This is a genomic window from Allobosea sp. AK1 (assembly GCF_006714945.1).
GTDB classification, from domain to species: Bacteria; Pseudomonadota; Alphaproteobacteria; order Rhizobiales; family Beijerinckiaceae; genus Allobosea; species Allobosea robiniae.
This window is the reverse complement of record NZ_VFMG01000001.1, coordinates 429,703-444,707: the sequence shown is the minus strand read 5'-3', so window position 1 is coordinate 444,707 and position 15,005 is coordinate 429,703. Positions and strand designations below refer to the sequence as shown.

Annotated in this window: 18 protein-coding genes and 1 tRNA gene; 9 read left to right on the top strand and 10 right to left on the bottom strand. The window is 67.6% G+C overall.

Features of this window, described 5'->3' with window-relative positions; all coding sequences use genetic code 11:
- The first annotated feature begins 132 nt into the window (after positions 1-132).
- The 4 genes from FHT98_RS02250 (at position 133) to FHT98_RS02235 (ending at position 4,284) form a co-directional block, all read left to right on the top strand.
- Positions 133-1,422 carry a DUF2157 domain-containing protein gene (locus FHT98_RS02250; RefSeq protein ID WP_142112106.1) on the top strand — a complete coding sequence of 430 codons (1,290 nt, stop codon included), beginning with the start codon at positions 133-135 and terminating at the stop codon, positions 1,420-1,422.
- On the top strand, positions 1,422-2,039 hold the full coding sequence (locus FHT98_RS02245; RefSeq protein ID WP_142112104.1) for a GDYXXLXY domain-containing protein: 618 nt from the start codon (positions 1,422-1,424) through the stop codon (positions 2,037-2,039). The genes FHT98_RS02250 and FHT98_RS02245 overlap by 1 nt, the downstream gene beginning before the upstream one ends.
- Positions 2,040-2,311: 272 nt before the next feature.
- Positions 2,312-3,538, top strand: coding sequence for an OpgC family protein (locus tag FHT98_RS02240; RefSeq protein WP_061967072.1), 1,227 nt, complete (start codon positions 2,312-2,314; stop codon positions 3,536-3,538).
- Between the two features lie 23 nt (positions 3,539-3,561).
- Positions 3,562-4,284, top strand: coding sequence for an SGNH/GDSL hydrolase family protein (locus FHT98_RS02235; protein WP_162766518.1), 723 nt, complete (start codon positions 3,562-3,564; stop codon positions 4,282-4,284).
- 15 nt (positions 4,285-4,299) lie between these two features.
- Here FHT98_RS02235 and FHT98_RS02230 read toward each other — a convergent pair whose 3' ends face one another.
- On the bottom strand, positions 4,300-5,229 hold the full coding sequence (locus FHT98_RS02230; protein WP_142112102.1) for a collagen binding domain-containing protein: 930 nt from the start codon (positions 5,227-5,229) through the stop codon (positions 4,300-4,302).
- A 157-nt stretch (positions 5,230-5,386) separates the two neighbouring features.
- Here FHT98_RS02230 and FHT98_RS02220 point away from each other — a divergent pair, with 157 nt between their 5' ends.
- Together FHT98_RS02220 and FHT98_RS02215 are read left to right on the top strand one after the other, a co-directional pair.
- Positions 5,387-5,956: a nitroreductase family protein gene (locus FHT98_RS02220; protein ID WP_142112100.1), complete on the top strand. Its 570-nt coding sequence runs from the start codon at positions 5,387-5,389 to the stop codon at positions 5,954-5,956.
- 4 nt (positions 5,957-5,960) lie between these two features.
- Positions 5,961-6,566, top strand: coding sequence for a flavin reductase family protein (locus tag FHT98_RS02215; RefSeq protein ID WP_142112098.1), 606 nt, complete (start codon positions 5,961-5,963; stop codon positions 6,564-6,566).
- Between the two features lie 7 nt (positions 6,567-6,573).
- Here FHT98_RS02215 and FHT98_RS02210 read toward each other — a convergent pair whose 3' ends face one another.
- From FHT98_RS02210 to FHT98_RS02200, 3 genes are read right to left on the bottom strand one after another with little or no spacing between them, the layout of a single operon-like run.
- Positions 6,574-6,783 (bottom strand): heavy-metal-associated domain-containing protein, encoded by a 210-nt coding sequence (locus tag FHT98_RS02210; protein ID WP_142112096.1) that lies wholly within the window; start codon positions 6,781-6,783, stop codon positions 6,574-6,576.
- Positions 6,784-6,802: 19 nt separating this feature from the next.
- Entirely contained in the window at positions 6,803-7,681 is an 879-nt protein-coding gene (locus tag FHT98_RS02205) for an HpcH/HpaI aldolase/citrate lyase family protein (RefSeq protein WP_061967081.1), read from the bottom strand.
- Positions 7,682-7,686: 5 nt separating this feature from the next.
- A complete protein-coding gene (locus FHT98_RS02200) occupies positions 7,687-8,184 on the bottom strand; it encodes a MaoC family dehydratase (protein WP_061967083.1) in 498 nt (165 codons plus the stop codon).
- A gap of 193 nt (positions 8,185-8,377) precedes the next feature.
- On the opposite strand from FHT98_RS02200, the gene FHT98_RS02195 reads away from it, so the two are divergent.
- Entirely contained in the window at positions 8,378-9,454 is a 1,077-nt protein-coding gene (locus tag FHT98_RS02195; RefSeq protein ID WP_142112094.1) for a lytic transglycosylase domain-containing protein, read from the top strand.
- Complete coding sequence (locus FHT98_RS02190; protein WP_091856619.1) at positions 9,451-10,665, top strand: DUF2336 domain-containing protein; 1,215 nt, start codon at positions 9,451-9,453, stop codon at positions 10,663-10,665. Before FHT98_RS02195 ends, FHT98_RS02190 begins: the two co-directional genes overlap by 4 nt.
- A gap of 12 nt (positions 10,666-10,677) precedes the next feature.
- Here FHT98_RS02190 and FHT98_RS02185 read toward each other — a convergent pair whose 3' ends face one another.
- From FHT98_RS02185 to FHT98_RS02165, 5 genes are all read right to left on the bottom strand, one after another.
- Entirely contained in the window at positions 10,678-11,451 is a 774-nt protein-coding gene (locus FHT98_RS02185) for an NAD kinase (protein ID WP_061967091.1), read from the bottom strand.
- A 136-nt stretch (positions 11,452-11,587) separates the two neighbouring features.
- Positions 11,588-12,571: an MBL fold metallo-hydrolase gene (locus FHT98_RS02180; protein WP_142112092.1), complete on the bottom strand. Its 984-nt coding sequence runs from the start codon at positions 12,569-12,571 to the stop codon at positions 11,588-11,590.
- 78 nt (positions 12,572-12,649) lie between these two features.
- Complete coding sequence (locus FHT98_RS02175; protein ID WP_142112090.1) at positions 12,650-13,084, bottom strand: hypothetical protein; 435 nt, start codon at positions 13,082-13,084, stop codon at positions 12,650-12,652.
- A gap of 121 nt (positions 13,085-13,205) precedes the next feature.
- The gene (locus FHT98_RS02170; protein WP_142112088.1) at positions 13,206-13,712 is read right to left on the bottom strand and encodes a hypothetical protein; all 507 of its coding nucleotides are present in this window, start codon (positions 13,710-13,712) and stop codon (positions 13,206-13,208) included.
- Between the two features lie 83 nt (positions 13,713-13,795).
- Positions 13,796-14,086: a hypothetical protein gene (locus FHT98_RS02165; RefSeq protein ID WP_142112086.1), complete on the bottom strand. Its 291-nt coding sequence runs from the start codon at positions 14,084-14,086 to the stop codon at positions 13,796-13,798.
- A 182-nt stretch (positions 14,087-14,268) separates the two neighbouring features.
- On the opposite strand from FHT98_RS02165, the gene FHT98_RS02160 reads away from it, so the two are divergent.
- Positions 14,269-14,757, top strand: a complete 489-nt coding sequence (locus FHT98_RS02160) for a DUF3617 domain-containing protein (RefSeq protein WP_061967101.1) — start codon at positions 14,269-14,271, stop codon at positions 14,755-14,757.
- Positions 14,758-14,823: 66 nt separating this feature from the next.
- Here FHT98_RS02160 and FHT98_RS02155 read toward each other — a convergent pair.
- A tRNA-Thr gene (locus FHT98_RS02155) sits at positions 14,824-14,898 on the bottom strand.
- Positions 14,899-15,005: the final 107 nt, after the last annotated feature.

Genomic DNA, 15,005 nt, shown 5'->3' with positions numbered 1-15,005 from the left:
CGACCCGGCTATCTCGGAAACCAACCTGTTCTGCCTGAGATTCTCGGGTCGAAGCTCCGCTTCGCCCGAGAATGACGGCGTGGACAGCGCGCCCCTAGCGAATCCAGGCCTCGCCATGCCAGATTGCCGGCGATGCTGACAGGCTCCTATCGCAAGCGGCTCGAGGCCGATCTTCCCCGCTGGGTCACCGAGGGGTGGCTGAGTGCTGACAGTGCCGCCGCGATCCGGCGCTCGGTCGCGCGCGAGCAGGGCGGCATCCGCTTGCCGGCGGTAATCGGCCTGCTCGGTGGCCTGCTGATCGCGGCCAGCGTCGCGGCCTTCGTCGCCGCGGGCTGGGAGGATATCCCGCGTCTCGTCAAGCTCGGCATGATCCTGGCGGCGATCGCCGCCTCCATCGCCTATGCCTTCCGGCTGGAGCGCCAGGGTTCTACCCGTGGCGCCGATGCCGCCGTGACCTGCGGCGTGCTCATCTTCGGCGCCGGCCTCGCGCTGGTCGGCCAGATGTATCATCTGCCGGCGGATTGGCCGGGTGGGGCCTTGCTGGTGGCGCTCGGCGGCTTGATCGCCGCATTCCTGATGCGCTCGAACGGCGCTCTGGCGATCGCGCTCATCGCGATCTGCGCCTGGAGCGGCGGGCGCTGGGAAGAGGCGCGCAGCGGCGCCCATCTCGGTTTCTTCATCCTCTATCTGCCGGCATTATGGCTCTCGCTGTCGCGCGACAACCGGCTGGTCCATCACCTCGTCGTGCTGGCGGCGGCCGCCTGGCTCGCCATGGCGCCGGGCTATGGCTTGTTCGACCGTTTCGATTACGGACTCCTGGCCTATGGGCTGGCGCTCGCCGTGTTCTATGTGGCGCTGGGCGCGCTGGCGCTCGACCGGGGCCTGCCATCGGTTCTCACCGCCTGCCTGCCCTGGGGGCTGCTCGGGCTGGTGCTGGTTCTGAATGTCGAATTGATCCGCATCCTCGACAGCGACGAGGCGCGGGCCGGACACGCCTTCCGCTTCGTCTTCCTCGCCTATGCGGTCGCCATTCCCATCGTCGCGTGTCTGGCCGGCTTCGCGCGGGAGCGGCGTTTCGCCTGGCCGCTGGCGGCGGGCCTCGCCTTCGCGCTGCTGGTGCCTGCGGTGTTCTGGACCGGCATCGTCACCGCCATGGCCGGCAAGATCATCGTCGCGAGCCTGGTGCTGCTCACGGCTACGGCGCTGGTGGCAGCAGGCGCGGTCGGCGGCATTCGGCGATTGGTGCTCGCGGGCTCGGTACTGTTCGGCGTCGCGATCCTGATCCTGCTCTGGCAGACGATCGGGACGCTGCTCGACCAGTCGCTGTTCTTCCTCGTCGCGGGCGCGGCGCTTCTGGCGGTCGCCTCCGGTGCGCGGCGCCTCTTCGCCCGCCTCAACCCGCCTGAGAAGGAAGCCGCCTGATGCGCGCGCTTTCGGCCGATAACCTCGTCGCCAAGGTGCCGCTGGTCTGGCGCGCGCTGGCAACCGCGTTGCTGCTGGGGCTTGTCCTGCTCGCGCTGGTCGAGCAGCGGGCGCGCATCCTGCGGGGTGGGGCGGAGATCCGGCTGCGGAGCGTGCCGGTCGATCCGCGCGATCTCTTCCGTGGCGACTATGTCATCCTCGCCTATCCGATCAGTACGGTGGAAGCCGATGCTGCCGGCCAGCCGGCGTTCGAGCGCGGCGAGCGGGTCTATGTCAGCCTGGGCCGGGACGAGCAGGGTTTTGCCAAGGCGACCGGCGTCACGCGCGACTGGCCGAAGGCCGGGGACGGCACCGTGGTGATCGCCGGACGGGTCACCTCGACCTCGGCCTGTGCCACCAATGCCGACGGCGACTTCGATTGCAGCGGCCGGCGCAACCGCCTGCGCATCGCCTATGGGCTCGAGAGCTATTTCGTGCCGCAGGGCGAGGGCAAGGCGATCGAGACCACCGACAAGGCCCGCATCGAGGTCGTCGCTGCCGTCTCGTCTTCCGGGGAGGCCGCGATCAAGCGCCTGCTGATCGACGGCAAGCCGCTCTACGCCGAACCACCGTACTGACTTCGGCTCGCTGAACAGCCCTGATCCGACCGGCGCGGCATCACATTGCCGTGCCGACCGCGCTTCGTCTCAAACCTGCCGCAAAGCCCCGCATGATCCGCCACACGCGGTTGTGACAACGCGCCGCGTGACGTGAATCCTCGCGAGTTATATGAACGCCAGATGAACGGATTCGACAGCCAGCGTTCATCTTGAGAATGGGTAGCCGGGAACCCTCCCTGGCCCACAGCGTTTCGATCCGATATTCCGGCCTGCTGAAGGACTGCCGTCCCGTGTCCTCCGATTCTTCCTTCAGGCGCTTCCTGCTTCTCGGCCGCCCGGCCGTGGATGCGGCGCTGGCCGCGCCGGGGCGGGATGCGCGGATCGACGTGATCCGCGGGCTTTCCCTGCTGATCATCTTCATCAACCACATGCCGGGGAACGTGGTCTCGGCCTATATGCCGCATAATTTCGGCTTCTCGGACGCGGCCGACATCTTTGTCCTGCTGGCCGGCGTCTCGGCGACGCTCGCCTATGGCGGGCTGATCGAGCAACGTGGCTTCGCGGTCGCAGGCCTGAAGCTCGGTGCGCGGCTCTGGACGCTTTACATCGCCCATATCGCGGTCTTCATCATCGTCTGCGGCGTCGTCGCCACGGCGGTGACGCGGACGCAGAACCCGCTCTATATCGAGGCGATCAACATCCAGCCGTTCTTCCGCGACACCGTGGAAGCGCTGATCGGCGCCCTGACGCTGACCTACCAGCCGTCCTATCTCGATATCCTGCCGCTCTATATCGTGCTGCTCGCGCTGTTTCCGGTGATCTACTATGCGGTGCGCCTGAGCCCGCTGCTGACGCTGGCCTGCTCGCTGGCGATCTGGCAGGCGGCGCTCGCCTTCGAGCTCAGCCTGCCCAATGGCAATGCCGGTGTCTGGTTCTTCAATCCATTCGCGTGGCAGGTCGTGTTCACGCTCGGCGTCGTCATCGGCCGCGGGGCGCAACTCGGCATCCGCGTCCCGCGCCTGGTGTGGCTCGATCTCGCGGCGGTGGCCTTCATCGCCTTCGCCTGGGTGGTGAAGATCTCGAGCGGCAATCCGACGGGTATCGCTGCGTTGAACGACTGGTTCGATTCCGTGCAGCTCGGTTCGGACAAGACCAATCTCGCCTGGACACGGCTCCTGCATATCGGCGCGCTGGCCTGGCTGGCGATCCGCTGGCTGCCGGCGGGACCCGCTCTGGCGAAGGCTCTGCCGGGCCGCATGCTGGCCAGTGCCGGGCAGAACTCGCTTCATGTCTTCTGCGCGGGAATCGTCCTCTCGATCATCGGACAGATCCTTCTTGCGGAAACATCCTTCGATCTGGGCGTTCAGTTGCTGATATGCACGGCTGGCGTTACAATTCTGACAGGGTTAGGGATTTTCCTGTCGTGGTACCGTTCGATCACGAAACGCGGCGCAAGCGCCGAGACGGCCCCGGCCCGTGGCGCACCGCCAGCGCGGCCTTCCTTCTCCTCGCACTGAATTCCGCGGCGGGCGCAGCGCCGATGCCGCCGCCGCCCGATATCCGCTGCCGTGCGGAAGCGGCCAAGACCCTGTTCCAGCCGCGCCTGCCCGCGGCGCGCAAGGCCCTTCAGGAAACCGGCCGCCTGACTGTCGTGGCGCTGGGCTCCTCGGCGACCGCGGGCTCCGGCGCCAGCGCCGACGACAAGAGCTATCCGGCCGTGCTCCAGGCGGAATTGCGCCGGCGCCTGCCCGGGGCTGAGGTCAGGGTCGTCAACAAGGGCGTCGGCGGCCAGTCGGCCTATGACATGCTGCTGCGCATGCAGGCCGACGTCGTCGAGGAGAAGCCGGCGATCGTGATCTGGCAAACCGTCATCAACGACGCGATCCGCGATATCGGCGAGGAGAAGCTCGCCAAGATCCTGCGCAAGGGCGTGGGCAAGGCCCGCGCCGCCGGGATCGAGATGATCCTGATGGACCTGCCCTGGCTGCCGCGCGAGGGGCGCTACCCGCATTACGACGATTACCGCGCCGTGCTGGTGAAGACGGCGCAGGATCAGGGGGTCTCGCTCTTCCCCCGCTATGCGATGATGAAGGGCTGGTCGAATTCGCGCCAGTTCACGCCGGAGGAACTCGTCGGCATGGACGGGCTGCATCTGGTCGATGCCGGTTACCGCTGTTTGGCGCTGCGATTGGCCGACGGGATCGTCGCCGGAATCGGGCCGGTGAGGATCGAGACGGCCGGCAAGGGAAAGCCGACGAACTGAGGCGGGTGCCTCGGGCTACTTCGCCAAAACCTCGATATCGCGGTCGCTGCCCGACTCGACCTTGAAGTCGCGCGAGTAGACCTGCCCCTCCTGCCGGGCGATCAGCACATAGTCGCCCTCCGCCAGGATGACCTGCGGGAAGGCGCCGATCGCCTCGCGGATGACGTCGCCGCCCGGGGTCAGCACACTGAAGGCAGTGCCGGCGAAGGCTTCACCGCCGGCACTGGCGACGAGCTTCAGCGTGACCTTGGCGGCGCGGTGATGCAGCGTCGCATCCGTCACCTTGCCGTTCTCGACCTTCACATCGGCGCGCTGGATCGCGTTGGAATCTCCGTAGGTCGAGACGACGTGATAGGTGCCCTCCGGCAGGCGGATGATCTCGCCGGCCTTGGCGCCGTTCGTGATCAGCCGGCCTTCCGAGTTGCCTTGCAAGGGCACGAAAACCGAGAAGGACAGCAGCGTCCCCGGGATCGGGGCATCGCCGATCGAACCCGCGAGCGAGAGCGCGCCGGCGCTGATCTGGACCTGATCGCGCAGTCCCTGCTGACTGAGGCTGACACGCTTCGTGCCGCTGGCGAAGCCGTAACCGGCATGAACGGTGTAGTTGCCGGGCGGCAGCGAAAAGGCGGGCTCCGGCTCGGAGGAGCGTGCGACGATCCGGGGCGACGCACCATCGACGCTTTCGCTCACGACGCGCCAGTTCAGCCCGGAGCGGATCGGCTTGCGGTCGGCCGCAAACTGGGCGGAGACGGAGAGGCGCGCCAGTCCGTTCGGCGCGACCGGCTGCCCTTGCATGGGGGCGGGAGGCGGCGTGTCCGCGCCGGGGCCGGGATCGGGAGCCTGGGCGCCGGCGAGATTGGGCGCAAGCAGGACGGCCACGGCGAAGACGGCGCCCGCAAGGCGGCGGCCAGCTTCAAAACCATTTGGATTTTTGTCGTGTCGCATTCTCTTCACGCGAACCGGTGCCCACTTCGCTTGAAAATGCTCCAATTCAAGCATGCTTTTCGTCCTCGGCGGCTCTGCGGCGATGTATGAGCAGCTCCGCTTGTCCTCATCATGGCGAAGGAATAGGTCAATTCCAAAGCCACTGTCCGGATGTTTCATGACCGATACGCTCTCTCTGCTCAAGCTGCGTCGCTCCGTGCCGCCGCAGTTCCTCACCGCGCCGGGCCCCGACGGCTCCCAGCTCGACGAGTTGCTGGCCATCGCCGCACGCGTGCCCGACCATGGCAAGCTCTCGCCCTGGCGCTTCATCGTCTTCAAGGGCGCGGCCCGCGAGGAGGCGGCGGGAATCGTCGCGCGCATCTTCCGCGAGAAGAACCCGCAGGCGAGCGAGGATCAGGTCGAGTTCGAGCGCAAGCGCCTGCTCTATGCGCCCGTCATCGTCGGGGTGGTCTCGCGGGCGCGGGAGCATGCCAAGATCCCGCTCTGGGAGCAGGAGCTTTCGGCCGGCGCGGTCTGCATGAACATGCTCGTCGCCGCCTATGCCATGGGCTATGCAGGGTCGTGGCTGACCAACTGGTTCTCGTTCGACCGGCAGGTGCTGAGCGCCTTCGGGCTGGCCGAGGACGAGCGGATGGCCGGTTTCGTCCATCTGGGCACGCCGACGGCGCCGATCACCGATCGCGACCGGCCGGTGATGGCCGATATCGTCAGCTATTACGGGACCTGACGCGATGATCTATTCGGCGACGAAGGACGATCTCGGCCTGCCCCACGATCCGTTCAAGGCGATCGTGGCGCCGCGGCCGATCGGCTGGATCACGGCGCTGAACGCCAAGGGCGAGGTCAATCTCTCGCCCTACAGCTTCTTCAACGCGATCTCGTCGCGGCCGAACATCGTGATGTTCTCCTCGGAGAACAAGAAGGATGCCGTCGCCTTCGCCGAGGAGACCGGCGAGTTCACCTGCTCGCTGGTGACCAAGGCGCTGGCGCAGCCGATGAACCTGACTTCGGCCCCCTTGCCACGGGGCGAGAGCGAATATGCTCATGCCGGGCTGGAAATGGCGCCGTCGCGGTTCGTCAAGCCACCGCGCGTCGCCGGCACGCCGGCCGCGCTCGAATGCAAGCTGCTTTCGGTCCAGCAATTGCACGACCTCGACGGTCAGGCCGTGCCGCGCTGGATGGTGCTGGGGCAGGTCGTCGGCATCTTCATCGACGATGCTTTCGTCAAGGACGGGCGCTTCGACACGGCGGGCGCCAACCCGATCGCGCGCTGCGGCTATGCCGATTATGCCGAGGTGACGAGCCTGTTCTCGATCACGCGTCCGGCAGGCGGATAGAGGCGTTTCAACCCGCCAGCGGCTTGGCGTGGTAATCTCCGAACTCCGCCAGCGCCTTGTTGATCGCCTCGGCATCGAGGCTCGCGCCTTCTGGCAGCGTGAGGCGTGGCGGATCGAGCGTGACCATCGCTCCGGGAGCGAGCGCGGTCGCGGCTCGCTGGACGCGAGACGCGCAGCCACCGCAATGCATCCCTGAAATCTCGAAAACCTGAGTCATTCGAATCGCCTCCGGCGGTTCATTCAGCCAGTTTGCGAGCTCGTGCGACGAGCCGCTCTGCCCTGATCAGATGGGGACGATCCAGCATTTCCCCATCGAGGCCGATGACGCCGGCGCCGGGATTGGCCTCGAACAGGGCGATGATCTGCCGCGCCTTGGCGAGCGCCGCCGGCGAAGGCGCGAAGATCTCGTTGATCGGTGCGACCTGCGCCGGGTGGATCGCCATCTTGCCGGTGAAGCCGTCGCGGCGCGCAGCCAGGCATTCGGCCCGGAAGGCGGCGTCGTCGCGGAAATTGGTGAAGACGGTGTCGATCGCCTCGACCTGGGCTGCCGTGGCCGCGAACAGGGTCAGCGCGCGGGCGAGGCGGTAGGGATCGGCGTAGGAGCCGTCCTCCAGCCGGTTGGTCTCGGCGCCGAGATCGGCGGAGAGGTCTTCCGCGCCCCAGGTCAGGGCCATCAGGCGGTGCGAGGAGCGGGCATAGCTGCCGAGCCCGAAGATGCCCTTGCCGGTCTCGGTGCCGATCGGGAGGATGCGCGTCATGCCGTCCGGCAGATCGGCCTCGGCCTCGCGCACGGCGATCTTCGCGGCGAGGTGGCCGACATCGGTGCCGCCCTCCGATTTGGGCAGCATGATCGCGTCGGGCGCACCCGGCATGATCGCGTCGAGATCGGCATCGCTCATCCCGGTCGCCAGGCCATTGATACGGACGATCAGCAGGGGGCGTTTCGGAAGGGCACGGGTCGATTCGAGGAAGGCGCGGGTGATCTCGCGCGCCTGCGGCTTGGCGTCGAGCGCGACGGAATCCTCGAGGTCGAGGATCAGCGCATCAGTGCCGCATTCCAGGCCCTTCTGCTGCTTCTTCGGGCTGTCGCCCGGCACGAACAGGAGCGAGCGCATGCGGGTCAGACCGCGACCGTGGCAGGCGCGGGGCGCTTGCGCATGAAGGCCTGTCGGCGGCACTGGGCGACCAGCGTGCCGTCCTGCTTGTAGGCCTTGTGCACGAACTCGACGATGCCGGCATCGGGACGCGAGCGCGACTCGCGCTTGGCCGCGATCTCGGTGGTGCAGTTGATCGTGTCGCCCTCGAAGAGCGGGGCGGGGAAGACGACGTCGGTCATGCCAAGATTGCCGATCGTGGTGCCGACCGTGGTGTCGTTGACGGAGATGCCGATCATCAGGCCGAGCGTGAACAGCGAGTTCATCAGCGGCTTGCCCCATTCGGTTTCGGTGGCGCAGAAATGCGCGTCGATATGAAGGGGTTGCGGGTTCAGCGTCATGTTGGAGAACAGCATGTTGTCCATCTGCGTGACGGTTCGGGTCAGGCCGTGCTCGATGACCGCACCAACCTGGAAATCCTCGAAATAGATCCCGCCACGCTTGTGACGCACCACATCCGCCATCGACGCCTCCGTCCACATCATCCCGGCTGCTGAGCCGGAACGAGAAGTCGTAGAGGGACCTCTGCGGGGAGGGAAGCGGAAAGCGCTGCTGCCCCAGCGGCATGAGGTCCATCTTAACGGTTCGCTTACCATAATGGAGGCAATTTCGAGGCGTGCCTTCGCAATGCGCGCAAGGCCGCCGCCGAAGGTCTCGATGTTCCTCTTCACCACCCCGTCAAGCCAGAGCCGCGAAGCGCAGCCAGCGAGCCCGGTCGTCAGCGCGATCCGCCAGGGCGCGGAGCGGACGGGGGCGGGCTTCGACTATCTGCTCAAGACGGCGCAGCGCGAATCCTCGCTGGAGCCGACGGCCAAGGCGAGCACATCGAGCGCGACGGGACTGTTCCAGTTCATCGAGCAGACCTGGCTCGCCATGGTCAAGCAGGAGGGCCCCAAGCAGGGCCTCTCGCAATATGCGGACGCGATCAGCGAGAGCGGCGGGCGCCTCAGCGTCTCCGACCCGGTGGCGCGCGAGAAGATCCTGCAATTGCGCAACGATCCGCAGGTCGCGGCCGTGATGGCCGGCGCGCTGACCCAGAAGAATCGCGACCAGCTTGCCTCGAGCCTCGGGCGACAGCCGCAGGCCGGCGAGCTCTACATGGCGCATGTGCTCGGCGCACGCGGCGCCTCCGACCTGATCCGCACCGTGGCCAGCGACCCCGGCCGCGTGGCGGCGCGCGATTTCCCGGACGCCGCCGCCGCCAATCGCGGCATCTTCTACGACAAGGCCGGCCGTGCGCGCAGCGTGCAGGAAGTCTATGGGGTTCTGGCCGCCAGCCATGCCAGCACGCAGGTCGCGGCCAACGTGACGCAGAGCGCGCAGGCGGGGCAGGGCGATATCCCGGTTGCCGAGGTGGCTGCCGGGCTGCGTGAAGGCCGTGCCAGGGGCCTCGTCGGGTTGTTCTCGACCGGCGGCTCGCGCGATCCGGTCTCGAAAGCCGTCGCCAATCTCTGGACGACACCGCCGCGTGGCGGCACGCGCATGGCCTCGCTCGAAGGCGGCGAACGCTATTTCCCGCGCTCCGGCCAGAGCGAAACCACGATGTCGGATGCCAATCCCGTTGCTGATGCAGCGTCTGTCGGCGCCACGGCCAAGGCGGTCAACGCGCCGCTGCCGCCCTCGCGGCCGACCGACCTGACCCAGCCCGCCGTGGCGGCCTCGCAGCCGGTGACGACACGACGAAGCGGGCCGCTCGACCTGTCTTCCTTCATGATTCAGCGGAGCGGAGCATGATCGTTCGGCGCTTCCTGCTTTGGGCTCGTACCGCACCGGCGGAGGCACGCGCGAGCGGTGCCGCCAGTCTCGCGGCGGCCTATCTGCGCTCCGGCATGTCCGACGAGGACAGGCACGAGGCCGAGACGGCATTGATGGCGCTGATCGACGATCCCTCGCCGCTGGTGCGGCGGGCGATCGCCGAGGAGATGGCGCCCTCGATGCGCACGCCGCGCAATCTCGCGCTCAGCCTGATCGCCGAGCAGAGCGATGTCGCGGCGCTCGTCCTGGCGCATTCGCCGGTGCTGACCGAGGCCGACCTCGTCGATGCCGCCGCGATCGGCGATACGCTCGCCCAGAAGGCCATCGCCATGCGCCGCTGCCTGCCGCTTGGCGTCTGTGCCGCGCTCGCCGAAGTCGGCTGTGCAGAGGCGCTCGTCACGCTCGCCGGCAACCGCACGGCCGAGATCCCCGATTTCTCGCTCGAACGCATGATCGAGCGGCATGGCGATAATGGCGCCCTGCGCGAGGCGCTGCTCGAACGCGCCGATCTGCCGGGCGGCTTGCGCCAGGCCATCGCCGCCAAGGTCTCCGACACACTGGCGAATTTTGTGACCGGTTGCGGCTGGCTGACGCCCGAGCGCAGCGCCCGGCTGGCGCGCGAATCGACCGAGCGGGTCGCGGTCGCGCTCGCTGCCGGTGGCGAAGCCAGCGATGCGCCGGCGATCGTCGAGGTGCTCAGGGTTACCGGCCGGCTGACGTCCGGGCTGATGCTGCGCTCCCTGCTCAGCGGCGAGCCGGCCTTGGCCGAGGCTGCTTTCGTCGCCCTGTCCGGCTTGCCCGAGGAGCGCGTGGCGGCGCTGCTGCGCGACAAGCGCGGCGCCGGGCTGAAGGCGCTTTGCCGCAAGGCCGGGCTTCCGGCTTCGCTGGAGCCGGCCTTTGCGGCCGCAATCCTCGCCCTCAACGCGCGCGGATTCGATCGCGGTGCGGCCGGCAACGGCATTGATCGCAGCCTTTTGCGCGCGGTCCTGATCGCCTGCGAAAGACTGGAAGGGCCGGAGGTCGACGGATTGATGGGCCTGCTGCGTCGCATGGATGCGGAGGCCGCCCGCGAGGAGGCGCGCGGCCTGGCGGATTCGCTTGCGGACGACGCCGCGCTCGCGCTGCTGGTCGAGGCCGATCCGTCCTTCCTGATCGAACTCGCCGAAGGCGATCTGCGCGACGCGGCCTGAGCCCGGACCGCTTCAGTAGCCGAACTGCTCGCGCAGGATGCGCTCGTCCAGGCTGTGGCCGGGGTCGTGCATCATCACGAGATCGACATTGCGATCGATCTCGATTTCGACCGAGCGGACCTCGTCGATCTGGGTGTGATCGGCGACGGCGCTGACCGGGCGCTTCTCGGCCTCCAGCACTTCGATCGAGACGCGGGCATGGTCGGGCAGCAACGCCCCGCGCCAGCGCCGGGGGCGGAAGGCCGAGATCGGCGTCAGCGCAAGCAGCGGCGCATCCAGCGGCAGGATCGGGCCATTGGCCGAGAGATTGTAGGCGGTCGAGCCGGCCGGTGTCGCCAGCAGCACGCCGTCGGCGATCAGTTCCGTCAGGCGTACCTGACCATCGACCGAGATCCGCAGCTTCGCCGCCTGGTAGGAACGCCGCAGCAGCGAGACCTCGTTGATCGCGCGGGCCTGCACGGTCTTGCCGTGCTGATCTACCGCCTGCATCGAGAGCGGATGCACGACGCTGCGCTGCGCTGCCTCGAGACGCTTGCGCAGGCCGCGTTCCTTGAACTCGTTCATCAGGAAGCCGACCGAACCCCGGTTCATCCCGTAGATCGGCTTGCCGGTGCCGAGGAAGCGGTGGAGGGTCTGCAGCATCAGGCCGTCGCCGCCCAGCGCGACGATCACCTCGGCATCGGCCGGGTCGGCATTGCCGTAGCGCTCGACCAGCCGGGCCAGCGCCGCTTCCGCTTCGGGAGTATCGCTGGCGACGAAGGAGATCGCCCCGAATCGCTCGGTCATCACATATCCTGAAACGGCAGCCTCGGCAGTGTCCCGGCAGGCTTACCATGACCCGGCAGCCGGCCGCGAGGCCGGCCGCCCAAGAAAAAGGCCGGGCGAGATGCCCGGCCTCGTGTCTGCGGCAAGTGTCAGGGCTTCAGAGCGCCGTGCTCCACTGCACCGGCACCATCTCGAAGCCGTTGCCGTCCTTGGCGATATGCCCGGTCGCGGGGAAGGGCGCGTGGTAGAACGCGACCTGCATCCGGTCAGTCGAGACCATGTCGAGGAGCTTGCGCCGCGTCGCCGCCGCCTGCGGGCCGTCCATGTCGAACACGGCCGACCAATCGGGGTTGCGCACGAAGAGCGCGGGATGATTGGTCGTGTCCGACATGATCATCAGCTTGCCGTTGCCGGAGGTCAGCGCGAATACGGTGTGACCTGGCGTATGGCCGGGCGCCGCGATCGGCGTCAGACCCGGCAGGAGCTCCTTGCCGGGCTCGAACTGCTTCACGTCCTTGGCTACGGGTGCGAAGACGCGGCGCACGCCGGCGAAGGCGCCCTTCATGCCCTCGGGCGCGGCATTCATCTTCGCGTCGTCCATCCAGAAGGCCCATTCGGCCGCCGGCACCATCACCTCCGCGTTGGGGAACACGGCCGTGCCGTCCTTCAGCCGGAAGCCGTTGATGTGGTCGCCGTGGAAATGGCTGAACACGACGCCGGAGACGTCCTTCGGGTCGAGGCCGGCCGCCTTGAAATTCGCCATCCAGGTGCCGGACGTCGGCGCGCCCGAATCGCCGTTGCCGGTGTCGATCAAGGTGAGCTTGCCGCCCTGCTGGATCGCCAGCGTGGTGAAGGTGATGTTGAGCGCGTCCTGCGGCAGGAAGGCCTGCTCCATCGCCTTTTTCACATCGGCGAGCTCGGCATTGCGGACGAAGCCTTCGAGCGGGCGCTTGCCAAAGCCGTCATTGATCGCGGTGAGGGTGATGTCGCCGATCTTGTAGCGGTAGAATCCGGGGGCCTGGTTCACGGGAATTCCTTGTGCCTGGGCCGGGCCGGGCCCGGGCAGATCGAGTGTTGCAGCGGCAATGAAAGCACCGGTGCCGACCAGAGCGGCACGGCGCGTGAAATCTGTGTCCTGCATGGTCTGTTCTCTCCCCTCGGGTGAGTGGCAGACTAGCGGCGGCCGCCTTGCGTTCAACCGCAAGGGCTTGCCGGTAGGTCAAGTTTCCGTGAGGCGCGGGTCCGAGGAGGCGGCGGGCGCGGCTGGCTCACGCCGTGCGAGCGCGCGCAGCATCGCGGCGCAGAGCGCGAGGGAGCCCATGACACCCTGGCCCGAGCAATCGGCGACGAGCGCCTGGAAGGCCAGGCTGTCGTCGCTTGCGAGGCATTGCAGGCTCCAGTTCCAGCCGGGCGCCTTCTGCCGCAGCAGCGACACGGCGATGTCGATATCGGCGCTGACCGTCCCGAGCGTCTTCCAGAAGGAGCCATGCTGGTAGATGCCGCCGGCCGGCGTGCGACGATTGACCAGCCGTGCCGGCTTGCGCCGCACGACGAAGCCCAGCGCCTCGTAGATATCGGCATCGAGCTCGCGATCGGGCTTGCTGGAAGCCTCGCACCGGGCCGCGAGCGAGAGAAGTTGAGTCCGGTCGTCCATTCCGGTCCGTACAAGGATCGATGAGATCGGCGCGCTGCAGGGCGGCGCCGCAAGCTGTGACTTCTAGCCCATCATCGCGCCTGTCGGCCAGCCATGGAATGACGATGCCGGCCGGCCGACCTCAGGGACCGATGACCGTTCCGCGGGCACGGCCGCCCGGCACGCGGCAGGAGCACCCGATCCCGATCGGGGCCGGCTCATAGAGCGTGCAGATCTTGACCGGCGTGCTGCATTGGCCGCCCTCCGCCGCCGGTATCGCCTCGTAAGCCGGATAGACCGGATAGGCCGGCTCGTACGGATAAGTTGCGATCGCGCCGAGCGTGGCTGCCGCCGCCAGGCCCGAGGCGGCGCCCCAATAGGGGTAGCCGCGGCGATATCCACGATAGGGATAATGGCCGGCGCGGCGCCAGCCCCATCCGCCGCCATGCCAGCTGGAGCGGATATTCTGTCGATAGGCGGGGAAGGCCGGCCGCATACCGTGCGGCCTCATGCCGATACCGCGTGAATGAAAGCCTCCGCCGCCATGCCGGAAGCCGGCGCCGCCGAAATGCGGCTGGGCCGATGCGGCCAGGCCGGTGGCCAGAAGCAATGGTGCGATGGACGCGGTGACGAGAAGAAGACGACGCATGCGAACCTCCCTGGAAGACCGGGGTTTCGCCCCACCCAAGGGAACGTCGCGGGAAGCGCGAGGTTCCGAGCAGGAAACGCGCGTCAGTCGTTGAACCAGCGCGACTGGCTCTTGCAGCGATAGCCGACGAAGCAGGTCTGGCTGTCCCGGCTCGGCACGAAGGCAGGGTCCAGGCCCTCGTCGAACTCGCAGAAGCTGCGGTCGCGCACGAAGCGATCATAGGTGTAGCCGCCGGTCCCCAGCACGATGGCGCCGTTGACCTGGACATCGCGCTGGCTCGCCGCACAGGGGCGCGAGACCGTCGAGGGGCGCGTTTGCGCCGTCGCCATTCCGGCATTCAGAAGAAGGGCGAGCATGAGGACAATGGCCTTCATCGAAGCCTCCCGGAGCTTGACCGGATGGGTAACCGCCCGGCCTGCCAAACGTTCCCGGAGCAGCCGATCTGTCAAGGCCGCTTTCCCGGTCGTCTCGCCGGCCCTGCGAGGCGCTGCCTCATTCTGGCCTTGGCGCGCCCGTCTTGTCTGGACATCGCCCATTTCAGATCGGAAAGCGTCCCATGAAACCTGTGTTGATTGCCGCACTCGGTCTTCTCGTTGCGCTGCCCGCCGTCGCACAGCAGCAGATTCCGCAACGCAAGCCCGGGCTGTGGGAGACGAAATCGACCGGCAACGAGGGCGAAACGATCGCGAAGCAATGCGTTGGGCCGGGAACCGACCAGTCGATCGTCGGCGGGCTTGCCGCCGGGGCGTGCTCGAAGATGCTGGTGACGAAGACGGCAACGGGCTACGCCGTCGAGACGGAATGCGCGGTCGGCCAGATCAAGGCCTCCGGCAGCAGCGTCATCACCGGCGATTTCGAGACGTCGGTCCGGACCGAAGGGACGACGAAGCTGAGCGGAATGCCCGGTCAATCCGCTCCCGTGGAGCGCAAGCTGGTCGTCGAGGCCAAACGCCTCGGCGAATGCGCGGCCGGCCAGAAGCCCGGCGACATCATCATGCCGGACGGCAAGGTCATCTCGATGCCCTCGGCGAAGCCCGCGCCGTAAGCTCGGAATCGAACGCGATCCGGCAAGCGGTGCCGCATCGGAGCGTTCATCATGATCGTCTAGACATGGTGCCGGCGGAGAGGATCGAACTCCCGACCTTCGGTTTACAAAACCGCTGCACTACCGCTGTGCTACGCCGGCGCCGTCGCATTCCGCCCTGTGGCCGGAAGCTGTCGCCTCGGAAAAATGTGCCCCGAAGTCGACCGAAGCAGCGGTTACCAGCCGCGCGGCGCGAGGGCAAGCCTGTG